The 18,548-nt window shown below is 63.8% G+C and carries 18 protein-coding genes; 10 read left to right on the top strand and 8 right to left on the bottom strand.

From position 1 onward, the window contains the following. The first annotated feature begins 86 nt into the window (after positions 1 to 86). On the top strand, positions 87 to 1,568 hold the full coding sequence (locus FHR70_RS07800) for a methyl-accepting chemotaxis protein (protein WP_183448866.1): 1,482 nt from the start codon (positions 87 to 89) through the stop codon (positions 1,566 to 1,568). 103 nt (positions 1,569 to 1,671) lie between these two features. On the opposite strand, the gene FHR70_RS07795 is transcribed toward FHR70_RS07800, so the two are convergent. The 3 genes from FHR70_RS07795 to FHR70_RS07785 form a co-directional block, all read right to left on the bottom strand. Further along, positions 1,672 to 3,171: a tripartite tricarboxylate transporter permease gene (locus FHR70_RS07795; protein ID WP_183448864.1), complete on the bottom strand. Its 1,500-nt coding sequence runs from the start codon at positions 3,169 to 3,171 to the stop codon at positions 1,672 to 1,674. A gap of 11 nt (positions 3,172 to 3,182) precedes the next feature. Next, complete coding sequence (locus FHR70_RS07790; protein ID WP_183448862.1) at positions 3,183 to 3,656, bottom strand: tripartite tricarboxylate transporter TctB family protein; 474 nt, start codon at positions 3,654 to 3,656, stop codon at positions 3,183 to 3,185. A gap of 66 nt (positions 3,657 to 3,722) precedes the next feature. Continuing rightward, positions 3,723 to 4,694, bottom strand: a complete 972-nt coding sequence (locus FHR70_RS07785) for a Bug family tripartite tricarboxylate transporter substrate binding protein (RefSeq protein ID WP_183448860.1) — start codon at positions 4,692 to 4,694, stop codon at positions 3,723 to 3,725. 229 nt (positions 4,695 to 4,923) lie between these two features. On the opposite strand from FHR70_RS07785, the gene gor reads away from it, so the two are divergent. The 3 genes from gor (at position 4,924) to FHR70_RS07770 (ending at position 8,242) form a co-directional block, all read left to right on the top strand. Beyond that, entirely contained in the window at positions 4,924 to 6,309 is a 1,386-nt protein-coding gene (gor, locus tag FHR70_RS07780) for a glutathione-disulfide reductase (protein ID WP_183448858.1), read from the top strand. A gap of 23 nt (positions 6,310 to 6,332) precedes the next feature. Further along, positions 6,333 to 6,560 carry a hypothetical protein gene (locus FHR70_RS07775; RefSeq protein ID WP_183448856.1) on the top strand — a complete coding sequence of 76 codons (228 nt, stop codon included), beginning with the start codon at positions 6,333 to 6,335 and terminating at the stop codon, positions 6,558 to 6,560. Between the two features lie 296 nt (positions 6,561 to 6,856). Next, complete coding sequence (locus tag FHR70_RS07770) at positions 6,857 to 8,242, top strand: class II 3-deoxy-7-phosphoheptulonate synthase (protein WP_183448854.1); 1,386 nt, start codon at positions 6,857 to 6,859, stop codon at positions 8,240 to 8,242. A gap of 82 nt (positions 8,243 to 8,324) precedes the next feature. Here FHR70_RS07770 and FHR70_RS07765 read toward each other — a convergent pair whose 3' ends face one another. Then, positions 8,325 to 8,594 (bottom strand): hypothetical protein, encoded by a 270-nt coding sequence (locus FHR70_RS07765; protein ID WP_183448852.1) that lies wholly within the window; start codon positions 8,592 to 8,594, stop codon positions 8,325 to 8,327. Here FHR70_RS07765 and FHR70_RS07760 point away from each other — a divergent pair. From FHR70_RS07760 to gltX, 3 genes are all read left to right on the top strand, one after another. Continuing rightward, positions 8,593 to 9,249 (top strand): calcium-binding protein, encoded by a 657-nt coding sequence (locus FHR70_RS07760; protein WP_183448850.1) that lies wholly within the window; start codon positions 8,593 to 8,595, stop codon positions 9,247 to 9,249. The two genes, FHR70_RS07765 and FHR70_RS07760, sit on opposite strands and share 2 nt — an antisense overlap. A gap of 167 nt (positions 9,250 to 9,416) precedes the next feature. Next, a complete protein-coding gene (locus tag FHR70_RS07755) occupies positions 9,417 to 11,150 on the top strand; it encodes an NAD+ synthase (RefSeq protein WP_183448848.1) in 1,734 nt (577 codons plus the stop codon). Positions 11,151 to 11,359: 209 nt separating this feature from the next. Beyond that, positions 11,360 to 12,700 carry a glutamate--tRNA ligase gene (gene gltX / locus FHR70_RS07750; RefSeq protein WP_183448846.1) on the top strand — a complete coding sequence of 447 codons (1,341 nt, stop codon included), beginning with the start codon at positions 11,360 to 11,362 and terminating at the stop codon, positions 12,698 to 12,700. Positions 12,701 to 12,821: 121 nt separating this feature from the next. On the opposite strand, the gene FHR70_RS07745 is transcribed toward gltX, so the two are convergent. The 3 genes from FHR70_RS07745 to FHR70_RS07735 all read right to left on the bottom strand — a co-directional run bounded on the left by FHR70_RS07745 (position 12,822) and on the right by FHR70_RS07735 (position 15,833). Further along, complete coding sequence (locus FHR70_RS07745; protein ID WP_183448844.1) at positions 12,822 to 13,583, bottom strand: ABC transporter permease; 762 nt, start codon at positions 13,581 to 13,583, stop codon at positions 12,822 to 12,824. Then, entirely contained in the window at positions 13,580 to 14,527 is a 948-nt protein-coding gene (locus tag FHR70_RS07740) for an ABC transporter ATP-binding protein (RefSeq protein ID WP_183448842.1), read from the bottom strand. The genes FHR70_RS07745 and FHR70_RS07740 overlap by 4 nt, the downstream gene beginning before the upstream one ends. Before the next feature lie 184 nt (positions 14,528 to 14,711). Then, on the bottom strand, positions 14,712 to 15,833 hold the full coding sequence (locus tag FHR70_RS07735; RefSeq protein ID WP_183448840.1) for a DUF2865 domain-containing protein: 1,122 nt from the start codon (positions 15,831 to 15,833) through the stop codon (positions 14,712 to 14,714). 152 nt (positions 15,834 to 15,985) lie between these two features. On the opposite strand from FHR70_RS07735, the gene FHR70_RS07730 reads away from it, so the two are divergent. Both FHR70_RS07730 and FHR70_RS07725 read left to right on the top strand, forming a co-directional pair. Continuing rightward, complete coding sequence (locus tag FHR70_RS07730; RefSeq protein ID WP_183448838.1) at positions 15,986 to 16,369, top strand: VOC family protein; 384 nt, start codon at positions 15,986 to 15,988, stop codon at positions 16,367 to 16,369. Positions 16,370 to 16,431: 62 nt separating this feature from the next. Continuing rightward, positions 16,432 to 16,938 (top strand): CreA family protein, encoded by a 507-nt coding sequence (locus tag FHR70_RS07725; RefSeq protein WP_183448836.1) that lies wholly within the window; start codon positions 16,432 to 16,434, stop codon positions 16,936 to 16,938. 6 nt (positions 16,939 to 16,944) lie between these two features. Here the strand turns inward: FHR70_RS07725 and FHR70_RS07720 are convergent, their stop codons facing one another. After that, positions 16,945 to 17,556, bottom strand: a complete 612-nt coding sequence (locus FHR70_RS07720) for a LysE/ArgO family amino acid transporter (protein WP_183448834.1) — start codon at positions 17,554 to 17,556, stop codon at positions 16,945 to 16,947. A gap of 94 nt (positions 17,557 to 17,650) precedes the next feature. Here FHR70_RS07720 and FHR70_RS07715 point away from each other — a divergent pair, with 94 nt between their 5' ends. Next, the gene (locus tag FHR70_RS07715; RefSeq protein WP_183448832.1) at positions 17,651 to 18,547 is read left to right on the top strand and encodes a LysR family transcriptional regulator ArgP; all 897 of its coding nucleotides are present in this window, start codon (positions 17,651 to 17,653) and stop codon (positions 18,545 to 18,547) included. Position 18,548 lies beyond the last annotated feature (1 nt).

Genomic DNA, 18,548 nt, shown 5'->3' with positions numbered 1-18,548 from the left:
CGTTCCGATCTGATCGACAGCGTCTTCCGCATCTCCCCGAAGAGCGGCGCCAAGACGCGCCGGATGGGCAAGGGTTGGGGCTGTCAATGTTTATGTTTCGGTCGAGTGGCGAGATGTCGGACAAGCTAGAGGCCTTGGATCGGTCTCAAGCGATCATCGAGTTCAGGCTCGATGGTACCATTCTGACCGCCAATGAGAATTTTCTCAGCACGATGGGCTACACTCTTGATGAGCTTCAAGGCCGGCACCACAGCCTGTTCGTAGATCCGACCGAACAGGGCAGCGCAGAGTACCGGGAGTTCTGGGCTGCTCTGAACCGGGGCGAAGCACGGACGGCCGAGTACCGGCGCTTCGGCAAGGGTGGACGGGAGATCTGGATCCAGGCTTCGTACAATCCCGTGCTCGACCGCAGCGGAAGACCCTACAAGGTGGTGAAGTTCGCCACGGACACGACCGAGCAGAAACTTCAGGCGGCCGATTACGAGGGACAGATCAAGGCCATCAACCGCTCCCAGGCCGTCATTGCCTTCAAGCTCGATGGCACCATTCTGACCGCGAACGAGAACTTCCTCGCCGCGCTGGGCTATCAACTCGACGAGATCGAGGGCAGGCATCACAGCCTTTTCGTCGAGCCCGAGCATCGCAACAGTCACGAGTATCGGGAGTTCTGGGTTTCCCTCGCGCGCGGCGAGTACCAGTCGGGCGAGTACAGGCGCATCGCAAAGGGCGGACGGGAAGTCTGGATCCAGGCCTCCTACAACCCAATTCTCGATATGACTGGGCGTGCCTACAAGGTCATCAAGTTCGCCACGGACATTACGGCGCAGGTGCATGAACGTATCCGCCGCGCCGAGGTCCAGACAGCGATTGCCGCTGAGCTGATCGAGATTACGAGGGCGATCTCCGGTGTTACGGATCGGGCCGAAGGAGCAGCGAGCGCGTCGAGCGAGACATCGGCAAACGTGCGGGCGGTCGCAGCCGGCGCCGAGGAGCTCGCAGCCTCCGTCAACGAGATCGGGCAACAGGTGAATCACGCCCTTGCCATCTCCAACGAAGCGGTTGAGCAGGGCAGGCAGACGAATGCGATTGTATCGGGCCTTTCGGCGTCCGCACAAAAGATCGGCGAGATTGTCACTCTCATCGACAGCATCGCGTCCAAGACCAATCTCCTCGCGCTGAACGCCACCATCGAGGCGGCGCGGGCAGGCGAGGCAGGCCGTGGCTTCGCGGTGGTTGCCTCCGAGGTCAAGAGTTTGGCCACTCAGACCGCAAGGGCAACGGAGGAGATCGGCGCACAGATCGCACAGACACAGACGTCAACGCAGCAGGTCGTAACGGCCATCGAGGCGATCACCTCGACGGTTCAGAGGATCAACGAGATCTCGGTCGCGATCTCCGCGGCCGTGGAGGAGCAGTCGGCTGTGACGCAGGAGATGTCGTCCAACATGCAGGGAGCCTCGCGCAGCGTCTCGTCGATCAGCAACAGCATGAACGAGATCGCGCGCTCGGCCGAATTGGTGAGCACGGCCACCTTGAAAGTCCGCGAGGCGTCCTCGTCGATCGGCTGATGATCGCTTGCGATGTGTCGGGCATCGCTTGTCACCACCCCGACACGACAGAGGCGCCTCGAACCGAGGCGCCTCTGTCGTTCTTGCCTGCTGGCAGGAAGGTTTAATCCTCGACCGCCTTGAAACGCCCGAGCCCCTTGAGCACGAAGGGGGCAATGAGGGCGAGCAGCGCTATGATGAGCAGCGTGGCCGAGATCGGGCTCTGCAGCAGCACCATGGGATCGCCCAGGCTGATCGAGAGGGCGCGGCGCAGCTGGCTTTCGGCGATGGGGCCGAGGATCAGGCCGACCACCACCGGGGCAATCGGGAAATCGAAGCGCCGCATCAGGAAGCCGAGCACGCCGAAGACCGTCAGCATGATGAGCTCGACCGGCGACGGATTGGCCGCAATGGTGCCCATGGTGGCGAAGACCAGGATGCCCGCATAGAGCCAGGGCTGCGGGATCTTCAGGAGGCGCACCCAAAGGCCGACCAGCGGCAGGTTCAGCACCAGCAGCATGGCATTGGCGATGAACAGGCTGGCGATCAGGCCCCAGACCAGCTTCGGCTGGTCGGCGAAGAGCAGGGGGCCCGGGTTGAGGCCATATTGCTGGAAGCCTGCCAGCATCATGGCGGCCGTAGCCGAGGTGGGAAGGCCCAGCGTCAGCAGGGGCACGAGCGTGCCGGCCGCAGCCGCGTTGTTGGCAGCCTCCGGACCGGCGACGCCTTCGATGGCGCCCTTACCGAATTCCTCAGGATGCTTCGTCAGACGCTTTTCGGTCGAGTAGGACAGGAAGGTCGGGATCTCGGCGCCACCGGCGGGAAGCGCACCAATGGGGAAGCCGAAGGCGGTTCCACGGAGCCAAGGCTTCCAGGAGCGCTTCCAGTCCTCCCTGGTCATCCACAGCGAGCCGCGAACAGCCTCGAGCTTCTCCTCGTGAACGTGGCGGCGGGAGGCGACATAGAGCGCCTCGCCGACGGCGAAGAGGCCGACGGCCAGGGTCGTGACCTCGACATTGTCATAGAGTTCCGGAATGCCGAAGCTCAGGCGGGACTGGCCGGAGAGGATGTCGATCCCGACCAGGCCCAGCAGCAGGCCGAGGGCCAGGCTGGTCAGGCCGCGCACCGGCGAATCGCCGAAGGTGGCCGAGACGGTCACGAAGGCCACGCACATGAGGGCAAAGTAGTCCTCAGGGCCGAAGCTCACCGCGATATCCACGAGGTAGGGCGCGAGGAACGTCAGGCCGAGGGTGGCGAAAGTGCCGGCCACGAAGGAGCCGATGGCCGAGGTGGCGAGCGCGGGACCGCCACGACCGGCCTTGGCCATCTTGTTGCCTTCGAGCGCGGTCGCCATGGAGGCGCTCTCGCCCGGCGTGTTGATCAGGATCGCGGTGGTCGAGCCGCCATACATGCCACCGTAATAGATGCCCGCGAACATGATGATCGATCCGCCAGGATCGAGCTTGAAGGTGATGGGCAGAAGAAGCGCCACGGTGAGCGCCGGGCCGATGCCGGGCAGAACGCCGACAGCGGTGCCGAGAAGGACGCCGATGAGGGCGAACAGCAGGTTCATCGGCTGGATGGCGACCGTGAGGCCATCGGCGAGGGATGCAAAAGCTTCCATGGGGTTAAGCCTCAGAACAGGCGTTCGAGCGGCCCTGCAGGCAGGGACAGGGTCAGGAGCTTGGCGAAAAGCAGATAGATGAAGACGGCGATCACCGCGCCGATCAGGAGATCGGTCAGGAAAGCGCGACGCCCGAAGGCGGCCGACGTGGTCGCGAACAGAATGGCCGTGCCGATCATGAAGCCGCCGCCGATAGCGATCAGGATGATGAGGCAGGCGAGCCCGCCGAGGATGAGGATGATCGGCTTCCAATCGAGATGGTCGCGCGCGGGGAGATCGCCGCGCAGGGCGCCGATTGCGTTGCCGATGGCCAGGAGCGCAAGAGCTCCCGAGACAATGATCGGCATGACTTTCGGGCCGAGATCGTAGGGTGACAGAATCTGGAGTTTGGTCATGTCCCACCAGACCACGCCGGCGAGGACAAAAAGGATGAGGGCGATGACGAGGCCTGCCACGTCGATGCGCCGTTGGGGGGATGTGGTCATGGAATGTCCCAAAAAAGAAGCGCCGCGTCGTGAACGCGGCGCTTCCAACGGCCTTTATCTTGAAATTTAAGACTTCACCAGCCCCACCGCCGTGAGCACTTCTTTCGTGCGCGCCTGCTCGTCCGCCAGGATCTTGGTGAAGGCGTCGCCGGAGATGTAGGCGTTCTCCCAGCCCTTGGCCTTCAGGATTTCCTGCCATTCCTTCGACTGGGCCAGCTTGTCCATGGCCTCCGTCAGAGCCTTCTTCTGGTCGGCGGAGATGCCGGGAGGGGCCACGACCGCGCGCCAGTTGGCAATCTCGAGGTCGACGCCCTGTTCCTTGATCGAGGGCACGTCCACGTTGGGGGTCTTGGTGGCCGAGGTCAGGCCGATGAGGCGCAGCTTGCCCGCCTTCACCTGGCTCTCGAATTCGCCGTAGCCCGAAATACCCGCCGTCACTTTGCCGCCGAGGATGGCCGCCAGGGCCTCGCCGCCGCCGGAGAAGGGGATGTAGTTGATCTTGGTCGGATCGGCGCCCGCCGCCTTGGCGAAGAGAGCTGCCGCGATGTGGTCGACGCCGCCTGCCGAGCCGCCGGCCCAGGTCACTTTGGCCGGATCGGCCTTGATGGCCGCGGCGAGATCCTTCGCGTTCTTGATCGGCGAGTCGGCCGGCACCACGATCGCTTCGTATTCCGTCGTCAGGCGGGCGATGGGGGTGGTCTGATCGAGGGTGACGGGCGACTTGTTGGTCAGCAGCGCGCCCACCATGACGTAGCCCATGACCATGAGCTGGTTGCCGTCGCCCTTGGAGTTGTTCACGAGCTGGGCGATGCCGATGGAGCCGCCGGCGCCCGGCACGTTGGTCACCTGCACGCTCTTGGCGATGCCGGACTGGGTCAGGGCCTGCTGCATGGAGCGGGCCGTCTGGTCCCAGCCGCCGCCCGGCGCCGCGGGAGCCATGATCTTGAGCTCCATCTGGGCTGCCGCCGATGTCACGAACCCGGCCATTGCTGCGGCAGCGATTGCGCTGCGCCAGAGCCCTTTGCGAAACTGGGTCATACTGTTCCTCCGTTGACGCTTCCGTCAGGTGAGAGCGTCCTGCGGCAGAACCTAAAGAGGGATCAGGGGAGCGGCAAGCGCTTGCTTCTTTATCGCTGTTGAACCTTAGCGTAAGAGCACCATCACAAGGTGGGCAGCCATGTGCCCGGAGCAGGGCTGTTGGGCGGTGCTACCCGACAGCCATTCCTATATGAATCGTTGAACCCGGAATTTGAGCGGAGACCGCGCCATGACCTCATTCGATGTTGACCTCTTCGTCATCGGAGGCGGGTCGGGCGGCGTGCGCGCGGCCCGGATCGCCGCCGGCTACGGCGCGAAGGTCATGCTGGCGGAGGAGTACCGGGTCGGCGGTACCTGCGTGATCCGCGGCTGTGTGCCCAAGAAGCTGATGGTCTATGCCAGCCGCTTCGCCGACGAGTTCCACGATGCGCAAGGATTCGGCTGGAGCGTCGGCGAGACGCGCTTCGATTGGGCGACACTGATCCGCAACAAGGACCGGGAGATCGACCGGCTGGAGGGCATATACCGGACGAACCTGGAGAAGGCCGGCGTCGAGATCGTCGACAGCCGCGCCGTGATCGCGGATGCCCATACGGTTCATGTGCTCAAGACCGGCGCCCGGATCCGCGCCCGCACTATCCTCGTGGCGGTCGGCGCCCATCCGACCCTGGAGCCGGTCATCCCCGGCGGCGAACTCGGCATCACGTCCAACGAGGTATTCCATCTGGAGCAGCAGCCGAAGCGCATTCTCGTGGTCGGCGGCGGCTATATCGCGGTTGAGTTCGCGGGCGTCTTTGCCGGCCTCGGCAGCGAGGTCACGCTCCTGCACCGGGGCGACATGCTCCTGCGCGGCTTCGACGATGATGTTCGCATCGCCCTGGGAGAGGCCTATGCGCAACGCGGCATCAACCTGGCCCTGGGCCGGACCCTCACGAGCTTGGAGAAGACGCCCGGCGGCATTGCCGCAACCCTGTCCGACGGCTCGATTCTCACCGTCGATCAGGTTCTCGTCGCCACCGGGCGGCGCCCCAACACCAAGGGGCTCGGGCTGGAGAATGCGGGAATCGCCGTCGACGAGGTTGGGGCCATTCCGGTGGATGGCTATTCCCAGACCCTCATCCCGTCGATCTATGCGGTGGGCGACGTCACCAACCGGGCGAATCTCACCCCCATCGCCATCCGCGAGGGCCATGCCTTTGCCGATACGGTGTTCGGCAACAAGCCCACCATCGTCGACCACGACCTGATCCCGACCGCCGTCTTCTCGACCCCGGAGATCGGCGTGATCGGCTGCGGCGAGGCGGCGGCCCGGGCGATCTATGGCGAGATCGACGTCTACAAGACCGCCTTCCGGCCCATGAAGGCCACCCTTTCGGGCGGCAAGGACCGGGTCTTCATGAAGCTGATCGTCGACAAAGCCACCGACAAGGTCGTGGGCGTCCACATCATGGGGCATGATGCAGGCGAGATGATCCAGCTCGCCGGCATCGCCGTCACCATGGGGGCCACAAAGGCCGATTTCGACCGAACCGTGGCGGTTCACCCAACGGCAGCCGAGGAGCTTGTCACCATGCGTACGCCCGTGGTGGTGAAGAAGCCGCAGGCGGTGGGATAATAAGACGGCGAGGGGGGGGCTGAGTGAGCGTGATCCATAATGAGCAGACGAAGCTGACGGCAACGGCACTCAACAATGTGGCGGTCGCATTCGTGATTGCCGGGTTCGTGGGTCCGATGGTGGCCGTCGGCTATGGATCCGAGGCCATGCCGAGGGATGCAATCGCCATTCTCGTCAGCATCATTTGGCTTTTCGTTGGGTTTATCCTACATTCGATAGCGAAGTTGATCTTGAGAGACCTGAAGCCATGACCCTCCTGGAAGCCTATGTCTACTTCGGCATCCCGGTCATTGCCGTGGCGATGGGCTTTGGGGCCCTCTGGATGTCCCGGCGCGAGAGCCGTCAGCGCCCCGCGCGCTGATGCACGCCTTTTCTCCACCTCACAGGATTTCAGGCTGAATTCAGGTGTCCGCGGCATGCGGTCCCTTCATGCGCGGCGTCTCTCTAACGCACTCGCCTTTTTGTTTATGTCGTGTATAGGTGCCGTTTCATGCCGCTTGTTGCGGTGCACGATGAGCATTGAAGAAAGGACACGGGGGTAAGTGTCATGACCGAGCGGTGGACGCCCGACAGCTGGAGAAACAAGCCGATCCAGCAGGTTCCGGCCTATCCGGACCCAGAGGCGCTTGAGGGCGTCGAGCAGCAGCTCGCCGGCTTCCCTCCGCTGGTCTTTGCCGGCGAGGCCCGCAAGCTGAAGAAGACGCTGGCCAAGGTCGCCAAGGGCGAGGCCTTCCTGCTCCAGGGCGGCGATTGCGCCGAAAGCTTCGCCGAGCATTCGGCGGACAACATCCGCGACTTCTTCCGTCTGTTCCTGCAGATGGCCGTGGTGCTCACCTATGCGGGCGGCTCGCCCGTGGTGAAGGTCGGCCGTGTGGCCGGCCAGTTCGCCAAGCCGCGTTCGGCCCCGACCGAGACCATCGATGGCGTCGAGCTGCCGAGCTACCGGGGCGACATCATCAGCGACATCGCCTTCACGCCGGAGGCCCGCACGCCCGATCCGCGCCGCCAGCTCATGGCCTATCGCCAGTCGGCCGCGACGCTCAACCTGATCCGTGCCTTCGCGACCGGCGGCTATGCCAATCTCGAGAATGCCCATCGCTGGATGCTCGGCTTCGTGAAGGATTCGCCGCAATCCTCGCGCTACAGCGAGCTCGCCGAGCGCATCACCGAGAGCATCAACTTCATGCGGGCTATCGGGATCGACCCCGAGACTCACCCGGAGATGCGCTCGACCGACTTCTACACCAGCCACGAGGCGCTGCTGCTCGGCTACGAGGAGTCCATGACCCGGGTCGATTCCACGACCGGCGACTGGTACGCCACCTCCGGGCACATGCTCTGGATCGGTGACCGCACCCGCCAGCCGGATCACGCCCATATCGAATACATGCGTGGCATCAGGAACCCGATCGGCCTCAAATGCGGCCCGTCGCTTTCGCCGGACGGGCTGCTCCGGCTCATCGATGCCCTCAATCCCGAGGACGAGGCGGGACGCCTCACCCTGATCTGCCGCTTCGGCGCCGGCAAGGTGGGCGATCATCTGCCGGGCCTGATCCGCGCAGTCGAGCGGGAAGGGCGCACCGTGGTGTGGTCCTGCGATCCGATGCACGGCAACACCATCAAGGCGGCGTCGGGCTACAAGACCCGGCCGTTCGAGCAGGTCATGAGCGAGGTGCAGGACTTCTTTGCCATCCATCAGGCGGAAGGGACGCACGCGGGCGGCATCCACCTGGAGATGACCGGCAAGAACGTCACTGAATGCACCGGCGGCGCCCGTGCGCTCACCGACGCGGACCTGCGCGACCGCTACCACACCTATTGCGACCCGCGCCTCAACGCCGAGCAGGCGCTTGAGATCGCGTTCCTGACCTCGGAGCTGATCAAGCGCGAGCGCCAGTCAAGGGAACAGCCGGCCGCCCTGGCGGCGGAATAAACGACTGGACGATCTAAGAAAAAGGGGCGCTTTCGGCGCCCCTTTTTCTTTTACGCATACGCTACTCTACAAGTATTTGAGCTTAGCTCAGCCAGCCCATGAAGAAGAGAATAAGGATGATCGGCAGAGGAATGCCGATGAGCCAAAGCAGGCCGCCTTTCAACATGTCAGTCTCCCAGTGTTTCGTGTGGAAATAACGAACTGGACTGTTGCGGGTTCCAGAACTTGGCTCTTGAAGCGTGAGACTATTAAATGCGTTCGTAGGAGTATATGCCTGCGGCATTTCCAGACTGGACAGCCAGCGGCCTATATGATGTATCGTTTTATAAAGAAAAACATAGGATGCGATCATGGCCGTGAGAACGAGCGGGGAATACCACATTTACTATAATGGACGGCACGAGATGTTTGTTGCGGATTTCACCAGCGACTCGGCCGGTGATCAAATCGTAGCGAACAACGGCGGTAACTCTCTTTATGGGAATGGCGGCAAGGATACGCTAATCGGCCTTGGGAGGGATGATGATCTGTACGGTGGCAGCGGGAATGACAAGCTTCTCGGCGGCAATGGAAACGACTTCCTGAAAGGAGGCGCCGGGAAGGACGTCCTCAACGGTGGCAAGGGTGCCGATTACTTTGTGTTTGATGCTCGTCCCATAGCTTCGACTCTGGATAAGATTGAAGATTTCAGCCGCAAACAGGGCGACAAGATAGCCTTGTCCTCAAAGTATTTTAAGCTTCCTAAAGCCAGTTTTGTGCTGGATTCTTTCGGTGAACCCGAAGAGCAGAGCGACAAATGGTTTGTATTCGATCAGATTAGAACAATTACCGACAAGTCCTTCCAGATTGGGACTGTTGCCCTGGATGCGGATGACCGGATCATTTATGACAACGCCACAGGCAAACTCTATTATGACAAAGATGGAACGGGAGTCGTCGCTCCTGCACAGATTGCGCAGATGAAAGCCGGTACTGCGCTGTCTCACATGGATTTCATTATCTATTGAAGCAAGAGCGACTTATCTTGCCCTTGTACTCTGAGATGGCGCAGCACATGTGAGGTAGCGGTGCTAACCGCAGTTGGCAGCGATCCCGTGCCATCCCTGTCCTGACATGTTAGGAAGCCGTTATCATCGTTGCTGCCTGCGTTCGCACGCCCTACAACAGCAATGCCATGGCTCAGAACATTCTCAAGATCGCGCTCGCGCAGCTCAATCCCATCGTCGGTGATGTGGCCGGCAACGAGCAGAAGGCTCGCGAGGCCCGCACCGAGGCGGCCCGGATGGGGGCCGACATCGTGATGTTCGCCGAGCAGTTCCTCGCGGGCTATCCCGCCGAGGACCTCGTGCTGAAGCCCGCCTTTCAGGATAGCTGCCGGGCGGCGCTCGAACGCCTCGCCCGCGAGACGGCCGATGGCGGGCCCGGCATGCTCATCGGCCTGCCGTGGCGGGAGGACGACGCGCTCTACAACGCCTATGCACTCCTCGACGGCGGCACGGTCTCCGTGCGCTTCAAGGTCGACCTGCCCAATTACGGCGTTTTCGACGAGAAGCGCAATTTCGAGGCCGGACCCCTGCCGGGACCGGTCAACTTCCGCGGCATCCGCCTTGGCCTTCCGATCTGCGAGGACATCTGGAGCGGGGACGTGGTCGAGTGCCTCGCTGAGACCGGGGCCGAGATGCTGCTGGTGCCCAACGGCTCGCCCTATTGGCGCGGCAAGACCGAGGAGCGGTTCAATATCGCGGCCGCCCGGGTGACGGAGAGCGGCCTGCCGCTCGTCTATCTCAACCAGGTCGGCGGCCAGGACGAACTGGTCTTCGACGGGGCCTCCTTCGTGCTCAATGCGGATTGCTCGCTTGCGTGCCAGCTGCCGGCCTACGAGGAGACCATCGCGCTCACCACCTGGGAGAAGGGTGAGGAGGGCTGGGTCTGCCGGGACGCCCCTGTCGTCACCGTGGAGGAGGGCGAGGAGGCCGACTACGCTGCCTGTGTCCTGGGCCTGCGCGATTACGTGGAGAAGAACCGCTTCCCGGGCGTGGTGCTGGGTCTGTCCGGTGGCATCGATTCCGCCATCTGCGCCGCCATGGCCGTGGATGCGCTGGGGGCGGATCGCGTGCATTGCGTGATGCTGCCTTACCGCTACACCTCCGGCGAATCCCTGAAGGACGCGGAAGACTGCGCCGAGGCGCTCGGCGTGCGCTACGATATTCTGCCCATCGCTGAGCCCGTGGAGGGTTTCGAGGCTGCCTTGCAGCCTCTGTTCGCAGGGCGGGAACGGGACATCACCGAGGAGAACCTCCAGAGCCGCGCCCGCGGCACGATCCTGATGGCGATCTCGAACAAGTTCGGCGCCATGGTGCTGACCACCGGCAACAAGTCGGAAATGTCGGTCGGCTACGCCACGATCTACGGCGACATGAACGGCGGCTTCAATCCGATCAAGGACCTCTACAAGATGGAGGTCTACCGCCTGTCGGCCCTGCGCAACCGTTGGAAGCCGAAGGGAGCGCTCGGTCCGAACGGCGTCGTGATTCCTGAGAACATCCTCACCAAGGCGCCCACCGCCGAATTGCGCGAGAACCAGAAGGACCAGGATTCGCTGCCACCTTACGAGGATCTCGACGAGATCCTGCGTGGCTTCGTGGAGCAGGAACTGCGGGTCTCGGAGATCGTGGCGAAGGGCTATGACCTGGAGGTCGTCAAGAAGGTGGAGCGCCTGCTCTACATCGCCGAGTACAAGCGCCGGCAGGCGGCGCCGGGCGTGAAGGTGACGCGCCGGAACTTCGGCCGCGACCGCCGCTACCCCGTCGTCAACCGCTACCGCGACCAGGGCTTGGCGGCGCACCAGAAGGATGAAGCGCTGGAGCGCGCCATCGGCAAGCCGCGGGTCGGATCGATGGACGTGTAGCGCTTTCACCATCCCCGCGTCATCCCGGGCCTTGTTCCGGTGATGATGCGGTGGGTGTCTTCCCCGGCGGCCGCAGGCCGGGAAAGGGATCCACTCACACACTCAGTACCATGGATTCCCTTCCCCTCCGCTGCGCTCCGGCCGGGAATGACACCGAAACACGCATCACCCCTTGCGCCGCCCGGCGCCCTTCGCCATAGGGTTGGCGCATGTCCAAGCCCATCGTCCGCTTCGCCCCGTCTCCGACCGGGCACATCCATATCGGCAACACCCGCGTGGCTCTGCTCAACGCGCTCTATGCGCGGCGGGAGGGCGGTACCTTCATCCTGCGCTTCGACGATACCGACTTGGCGCGGTCGAAGCAGGAATATGCGGATTCGATTGAGACCGATCTGCACTGGCTCGGCATCCCGCCCGACGTGATCGTGCGTCAGTCGGAGCGGTTCCCGCTCTACGACGCGGCGGCCGAGCGGCTGAAGGCGGCTGGCCGCCTCTATCCTTGCTACGAGACGCAGGAGGAGCTGGAATTCCGCCGCAAGCGCCAGCTCGCCCGCGGCCTGCCGCCCATCTACGACCGGGCGGCCCTGAAGCTCACCGACGAAGACCGCGCCAAGCTCGAACAGGAGGGCCGCAAGCCCCACTGGCGCTTCCGCCTGGAGCCGACGAACGTCGCCTGGGACGACCTCGTGCGCGGCCCTTGCCACGTGGATTGCAGCTCGCTGTCGGATCCGGTGCTGGTGCGCGAGGACGGCACCTATCTCTATACTCTGCCGTCGGTGGTGGACGATATCGACCTGAAGATCACCCACGTGATCCGGGGCGAGGATCACGTGACCAACACGGCTGTGCAGATCCAGATCTTCGAGGCCTTGGGTGCTGCTGCTCCCACCTTCGCGCATCACAGCCTGCTGATCACGGCCAGCGGCGAAGGCCTGTCGAAGCGCCTCGGGCATCTATCAGTGAAAGGCCTGCGCGATGCCGGTCTCGAGCCGCAGGCGGTTGCATCGCTCGCTGTGTTGGTCGGCTCGGCCGAGGCCGTGCGGCCCGTGGCCGATCTCAACGAGCTCGCCAAGCTCATCGACTTCTCGCATATCTCCCGCGCGCCGGCGAAGTTCGACGAGAGCGAGCTGGAGCACCTGAACGCCCGCCTCATCCACGAGATACCTTACGAGACGGCGCGCGAGCGGCTTGCGCAGCTCGATGCGGATGAGGGAGAGATTTTCTGGAACGCGGTGCGCGGCAACCTGACCAAGGTTCGGGACGCGGCGGAGTGGGCCACTGTCGTCCGCGGTCCCGTGACGCCGGTCATCGACGACAAGGCTTTCGTCGAGGCTGCCACCGGCGTTCTGCCGGAAGGTCCTTGGGACGCCACCACCTGGAAGACCTGGACGGAAGCGGTGAAGGCGAAGACCGGCATGAAGGGCAAGGCCCTGTTCATGCCGCTTCGCCTTGCATTGACCGGTCTCGATCATGGTCCTGAGCTGGCGGCGCTGCTGCCGCTGATCGGGCCTGAGCGGGCGAAGGCGCGACTGGCGGGGAAAGCGGCCTAAAGCCAGCTCTCGTTTCTCGTCATGCCCGCACTTGTTGCGGGCATCCACGTCTTAACCCGCTCAAAACGTGGATGGCCGGGACGAGCCCGGCCATGACGAAGAGGGGAGTGAAAGCGGCCGCTTACGCCTTGATCCTGTAGCCCGTTCTGAAGATCCACCCGATAGCCGCGAGGCAGATCAGCATGAAGACCAGGGTCATGCCGAGGCTGATGCCGACGCCCACATCGGCAACGCCGTAGAAGCTCCAGCGGAAGCCGCTCACCAGATAGACCACCGGGTTGAACAGGGCGACGGTCTGCCAGAAGGGCGGCAGCATGTTGATGGAGTAGAAGCTGCCGCCGAGGAAGGCGAGCGGCGTCACGATCATCAGGGGCACGATCTGCAGCTTCTGGAAGCTGTCAGCCCAGATGCCGATGATGAAGCCGAACAGGCTGAACGTGACGGAGGTCAGCACCAGGAAAGCAATCATCCAGACGGGATGTTCGATGGAGAAATCCACGAAAAGCCGCGCCGTGATCAGGATGATGGTGCCGATGATGATCGACTTGGTGGCGGCCGCGCCCACATAACCGATCACAGTCTCGACCGCGGAGATGGGCGCGGAGAGGACCTCGTAGATGGTGCCGGTGAATTTCGGCATGTAGATGCCGAAGGAGGCGTTCGAGATGCTCTCGGTCAGGATCGACAGCATGATCAGGCCCGGCACGATGAAGGCGCCGTAGCTGACGCCGTCGATATTGGCCATGCGCGAGCCGATGGCCGAGCCGAAGACGATGAAATAGAGCGAGGTCGAGAGCACGGGCGAGGCGATGCTCTGCATGATCGTGCGCCAGGTGCGCGCCATCTCGAAGAGATAGATGGCCTTGATTCCATAGACGTTCATGCGCGCCCCCGCACCAGGCTGACGAAGATTTCCTCGAGCGACGACTCGGAGGTCTGCAGGTCCTTGAAGTCGATGCCATGCTCGCTCAGTCGGCGCAGCAGGCCCGCGATGCCCGTCTCCTGGCTCTGCGTGTCGAAGGTATAGACGAGTTCGGTGCCATCAGTTGAGAGCTGGAGGTTGTCCGATTGCAGCTCGGGCGGCAGGCCCGCAAGCGGGTTCTGCAGGTGCAGGGTGAGCTGCTTCTTGCCCAGTTTCTGCATCAGAACATGCTTGTCCTCGACCAGGATGATCTCGCCCTTGCTGATCACCCCGATCCGGTCGGCCATCTCCTCGGCCTCTTCGATGTAGTGGGTGGTCAGGATGATGGTGACGCCGTTCTCCCTCAGACGGCGGACCATTTCCCACATGTCCCGCCGCAGCTCCACGTCGACGCCGGCGGTGGGCTCGTCGAGGAACAGGATCGTAGGCTCGTGCGACAGGGCCTTGGCGATCATCACCCGGCGCTTCATGCCGCCGGACAGTGTCATGATCTTGCTGTCGCGCTTCTCCCAGAGGGAGAGGTCCTTCAGGATCTTCTCGAGATAGGCCGGGTTGGGCGGCTTGCCGAAGAGCCCCCGGCTGAACGTCACCGTCGCCCACACGCTCTCGAAGGCGTCCGTGGTGAGCTCTTGCGGCACGAGCCCGATCTTGGTGCGGGCGGGCCGGAAATCGCGGATGATGTCGTGACCGTCCGCCACGACGGTTCCGGTGCTCGGATTGACGATGCCGCAGATGATGCTGATCAGCGTCGTCTTGCCGGCGCCGTTGGGGCCGAGGAGCGCGAAGATCTCGCCCTTCCGGATCTCCAGGTCGACCTTCTTCAGGGCCTGGAAACCGGACGCATAGGTCTTCGTCAGACCCGAGACCGTGATGATCGGGTTCGATGCGCCCGAGGGCCGGGGCATGTGCAGAGAATCGAGTGGCTTCATGCCGGGGTGATAGCATGACGGGAAGCGGGGCGGAATGGACGTGCTTCTGTCACCCTCCATCGCCATCCCCGGGCTTGATCCGGGGATCCACGTCTTTGGGTCCGTAAAATGTGGATGGCCGGGACGAGCCCGGCCATGACGCGTGAGATGCGAAAAACGATCAATTCTGAACGTTCGGAACCGGGATCACGTCGGGGGCGATCACGCGAACGGTCTTCTTCTGGCCGTTGCCGGAGGCGACTTCGCGCTTCGCGCCTTCGCCCTGGCGGACGACGGTGCTGTTCTCGATCGATTGCGGGCCGATGCCGGCCGATTCCTTGCTCGCGGTCGGTGCGGCGGCGGCGATCTCGGCGGCCTCCTTGGCCTCTTCCTCGGCCTTCTTGTCGGCGGCCTTGCGGGCGGCCTGCGCCTTGGGGCGCGACAGTTCCTCGGCCTGCTCGGCGGTGACGATCAGGTCGCCCTTGCGCTGCGTGAGCATGCTCTCGGCCTTGCGCAACACCACCGCCCAGCTCTCGTCGGGCTTCTTGCAGGCGCAGCTCTCGTCGAAGGTCTTGCGGAACTTGAAGGCGTTGGCCAGGGACGTATAGGGCTGGTTCGAGGAGAGTGAGGCGGCCCGGTTGAGGCCGTTGTCGCCACCGGGATAGGCGAAAGCCGTCGTCTCGGTGCCGGGGCAGAGGGCCTGGCACATCTCGTTGGCGCTCTGGCCGCCGCCGGGCGGCGTGGTGAGCGGGAAGAAGGAGCCGTCGCAGGTCTTCACGCAGATCAGGCGTCCGCCACCGAGGGAAGGCGGTCCGTCATCGGCGATGATCGGCTGGCCCTCGGGCATGACCTGCTGCTGCTGCGGCTGGCGCGGAGCGCCGAAGAGCGATTCGAAGAAGCCGCGGGGCTCCGTGGAGCAGGTCTGCTGGACCGCAGCCTGGAGCTGCCGGCGCCGGGCTTCGATCTCTCCCTGGTCGACCCCCTGGGCGGCCAGACGAGCATAGCCGGCCTCAAGCTGACGGATCTGGGTGGCAATGGAGCCGCACTCGGCCGGGGCGGGACCGGCCAGGAAGCCGAGAGGGCCGCGCTCGCAGCCGATATTGCGGTAATAGACGACGAGCCGGTTGATCTCCGCCCGCTGGGCGCGCATCTGCCCGGTCGGCGCGCTGCCGCCGCTGCGCTCCAGGGAGGCCAGTTCCGCCTGGTAGCGCTGACACTGAGCGGACTGGGCGAGCGCCGCCTGTCCGGCAGCCAGGAAGGCCGTCACGGCGATGAGGGAGCGGAGAAAAGATGTCTTTGTCATGAAGCTGATCGCAGAACCGGTCCGTTGGGCATCCTATGCCGGGTGGCTCGTCATGTGACGCCCGAATTTGACCCTATTGTGATTAACGCCTTGCCCGACCCAGGGAAAGCTGTCTAGCTTTCCCGAATGGTGACTCCGCGATGAGATCCAGCATGTACTCCCATACGACCATCGGGGCAAATGACCTTGCCCGGTCGCGTGCCTTTTACGACGCCGTTCTTGCGCCGCTCGGGCACGAGGTGCGGTATGCGGACGACATGCTCGTCGGGTGGGGCGCGCCCGGCGGGCCGCCGCAGTTCCTGGTGGCTCGGCCCTTCGACGGAAAGACACCGAGCGTCGGCAACGGGGCCATGATCGCCTTGCTGGCGCCCAGGCGCAGCGTCGTCGATGCCTGTCATGCCGCCGCTCTGGCGCAGGGTGGGGCCGACGAGGGTGCGCCGGGCCTGCGCCCGCACTATCACGAAAATTATTACGGCGCTTACTTCCGCGATCTCGACGGCAACAAGATCTGCGTCGTCTCCCATCAGCCGGAATAGCCTCTCGTCAAAAGCCAGGAGCGTCCCCACATGACAGCGTAACGGTGGGAGACGAACCGACGATGCTTGCCCGAATCGCCTTTGCCTTGACCCTTACTCTGGCCGCCGCCACCGGCGCTGCGGCTCAGGAGCCCGACCTGATCTTCAAGAAGTCGACGGTCTGGCGGGCGCTCACTCCGGACGACAAGCTCGCCGTCTACGGCATCGACGATCCCGTGGTCGAGGGTGTGGCCTGCCACTACACGACCCCGGAACGCGGCGGCATCGCCGGCACGTTCGGCGTCGCTGAGGAGGTGTCCGACATCTCGCTCGCCTGCCGTCAGGTCGGGCCGGTGAAGTTCAAGCAGAAGTTCGGCCAGGGCGACGTGGTGTTCAGCGAGCGCCGTTCGCTCATCTTCAAGAAGATGCAGATCGTGCGTGGTTGCGACGTGAAGCGCAACACCTTGGTCTACATGGTCTACTCGGACCGCCCCATCGAAGGTTCGCCCAAGAACTCCACCTCGACCGTGCCCCTGATGCCCTGGGGCACCGAGGTCCCGCCGAAATGCGGGGAGTGGATGAACTCTTAAAAGCGTTCAGCCTGCGCTCTCGTTGAGCAGAAGTCGCGCGGCTGTCGCCCACATGATCAGGCCAATGGCCACATCGAGAAGGCGCCAAGTGGCCGGCCGGGCGAAAAGCGGCTTCAGCAAACGGGCTCCGAACCCGAGGGAGAAGAAGAACACGAAGGAGGCCAGCGTGGCGCCGACGGCGAACAGGCTTTTTCCCTCGTCGAACTGGGTCGAGATCGAGCCGATCAGCACCACCGTGTCGAGATAGACATGCGGGTTGAGCCAGGTGAGGGCAAGGCAGGTGAGCACCACCCGGCTTAAGGTTTCCGGCGCCGCCTCGGACGGCCTTAAGGAGGCCGACCCGAAGGCGGCCATGAAGCTGCGCGCTCCGTATGCGATGAGGAATGCGGCGCCCCCGTAGCGCAGAACCGTCTCGGCCCAGGGCACCTGCGCGCTGAGTTGCGCGAAGCCGGAAACGCCGGCCAGGATGAGGAGGGCATCCGAAAGCGCACAGGTCAGGCACACGGCCAGCACGTGCTCTCCGCGCAGGCCAATGCGCAGCACGAAGGCATTCTGGGCCCCGATGGGGAGGATGAGGCTGAGGCCGAGCAGAAACCCGGCAAGCAAGGGAGCGGTCATGTCGATGGTCCAAAGAGGAGTCGACGCTTCCTAAACGCCGGCCTAGAATTAGGACAGTTAAAGTCTCTGTCCCTGATTTAGAAAAGCTAATCTCATGCTGGATTATGCTCAGCTGTCCGCTCTCGCCGCCGTGGTGCGCACCGGGAGCTTCGAGCAGGCGGCCCAGCAGCTGAACGTGACGCCGTCTGCCGTTTCCCAGAGGGTAAAGCTGCTGGAGGAGCGGATCGGCGCGGTTCTCGTGGTGCGAGGCCAGCCGTGCTTGGCGACCGAGGCGGGCGAGCGCCTGTGCCAGCACGTGGAGCAGGTCGCCCTGCTTGAAAGCTCTTTACGTCAAGGTTTGCCGGGACTTCGGCCGGAGAGCCGCCCGGTAACCCTGCGCATCGCCGTCAATGCGGACAGCCTCGCCACCTGGTTCATCCCGGCGATGGCCCAGACGGAAGGGTTCCTGTTCGATCTTGTGGTGGATGATCAGGATCACAGCGCCGAATGGCTGCGGCGCGGCGAGGTTGTGGCTGCCGTGACCTCACATGGAAAACCGATCCAGGGCTGCAACTGCCATCCCCTCGGCACCCTGCGCTATCTCGCGACCGCCAGTCCGGAATTCGTGAAGCGCTGGCTGCCGGACGGATTGGACGAGCGATCGGCCGCCCGCGCGCCGTGTCTCGTCTTCAACCGGAAGGATCAGCTCCAGGCGCTCTGGCTTCGAAGGGCCCTCGGAGCCGATATCTCGCCGCCGGTCCACTGGCTGCCGTCGTCGCAGGCTTTCGTGGATGCGGCGCTCGCCGGTCTGGGGTGGGGGATGAACTTGGAAACGACGGTTGAGGAGCATATCCGCGCGGGACGCCTTGTGGCGTTGGAACCCTCTGAACCGCTGGAAGTGCCTTTGTTCTGGCAGCAGAGCCGGATCGTCGGCCCTCTGCTGGCGGATCTGACCCGAGCCGTTCTCAACACCGCTCGGGCCATGCTGTCGCCGATGCCATCTCTCGCCTGAT

It is taken from the genome of Microvirga lupini (assembly GCF_014191055.1).
Lineage (GTDB): Bacteria > Pseudomonadota > Alphaproteobacteria > Rhizobiales > Beijerinckiaceae > Microvirga > Microvirga lupini_A.
The sequence above is the reverse complement of the archived record's forward strand: the minus strand, read 5'-3'. Positions and strand labels throughout refer to the sequence as shown.

What these genes read in the sequence shown, in the direction of transcription:
- FHR70_RS07790 (WP_183448862.1), bottom strand. Translation starts at nt 3,656, where the DNA reads ATGACCACATCCCCCCAACGGCGCATCGACGTGGCAGGCCTCGTCATC.
- FHR70_RS07720 (WP_183448834.1), bottom strand. Translation starts at nt 17,556, where the DNA reads ATGACCGCTCCCTTGCTTGCCGGGTTTCTGCTCGGCCTCAGCCTCATC.
- FHR70_RS07725 (WP_183448836.1), top strand. Translation starts at nt 16,432, where the DNA reads ATGCTTGCCCGAATCGCCTTTGCCTTGACCCTTACTCTGGCCGCCGCC.
- FHR70_RS07765 (WP_183448852.1), bottom strand. Translation starts at nt 8,594, where the DNA reads ATGATCGCATCCTATGTTTTTCTTTATAAAACGATACATCATATAGGC.
- FHR70_RS07770 (WP_183448854.1), top strand. Translation starts at nt 6,857, where the DNA reads ATGACCGAGCGGTGGACGCCCGACAGCTGGAGAAACAAGCCGATCCAG.
- FHR70_RS07760 (WP_183448850.1), top strand. Translation starts at nt 8,593, where the DNA reads ATGGCCGTGAGAACGAGCGGGGAATACCACATTTACTATAATGGACGG.
- gltX (WP_183448846.1), top strand. Translation starts at nt 11,360, where the DNA reads ATGTCCAAGCCCATCGTCCGCTTCGCCCCGTCTCCGACCGGGCACATC.
- FHR70_RS07745 (WP_183448844.1), bottom strand. Translation starts at nt 13,583, where the DNA reads ATGAACGTCTATGGAATCAAGGCCATCTATCTCTTCGAGATGGCGCGC.
- FHR70_RS07755 (WP_183448848.1), top strand. Translation starts at nt 9,417, where the DNA reads ATGGCTCAGAACATTCTCAAGATCGCGCTCGCGCAGCTCAATCCCATC.
- FHR70_RS07800 (WP_183448866.1), top strand. Translation starts at nt 87, where the DNA reads ATGTTTATGTTTCGGTCGAGTGGCGAGATGTCGGACAAGCTAGAGGCC.
- FHR70_RS07795 (WP_183448864.1), bottom strand. Translation starts at nt 3,171, where the DNA reads ATGGAAGCTTTTGCATCCCTCGCCGATGGCCTCACGGTCGCCATCCAG.
- FHR70_RS07715 (WP_183448832.1), top strand. Translation starts at nt 17,651, where the DNA reads ATGCTGGATTATGCTCAGCTGTCCGCTCTCGCCGCCGTGGTGCGCACC.
- gor (WP_183448858.1), top strand. Translation starts at nt 4,924, where the DNA reads ATGACCTCATTCGATGTTGACCTCTTCGTCATCGGAGGCGGGTCGGGC.
- FHR70_RS07730 (WP_183448838.1), top strand. Translation starts at nt 15,986, where the DNA reads ATGTACTCCCATACGACCATCGGGGCAAATGACCTTGCCCGGTCGCGT.
- FHR70_RS07740 (WP_183448842.1), bottom strand. Translation starts at nt 14,527, where the DNA reads ATGCCCCGGCCCTCGGGCGCATCGAACCCGATCATCACGGTCTCGGGT.
- FHR70_RS07785 (WP_183448860.1), bottom strand. Translation starts at nt 4,694, where the DNA reads ATGACCCAGTTTCGCAAAGGGCTCTGGCGCAGCGCAATCGCTGCCGCA.
- FHR70_RS07735 (WP_183448840.1), bottom strand. Translation starts at nt 15,833, where the DNA reads ATGACAAAGACATCTTTTCTCCGCTCCCTCATCGCCGTGACGGCCTTC.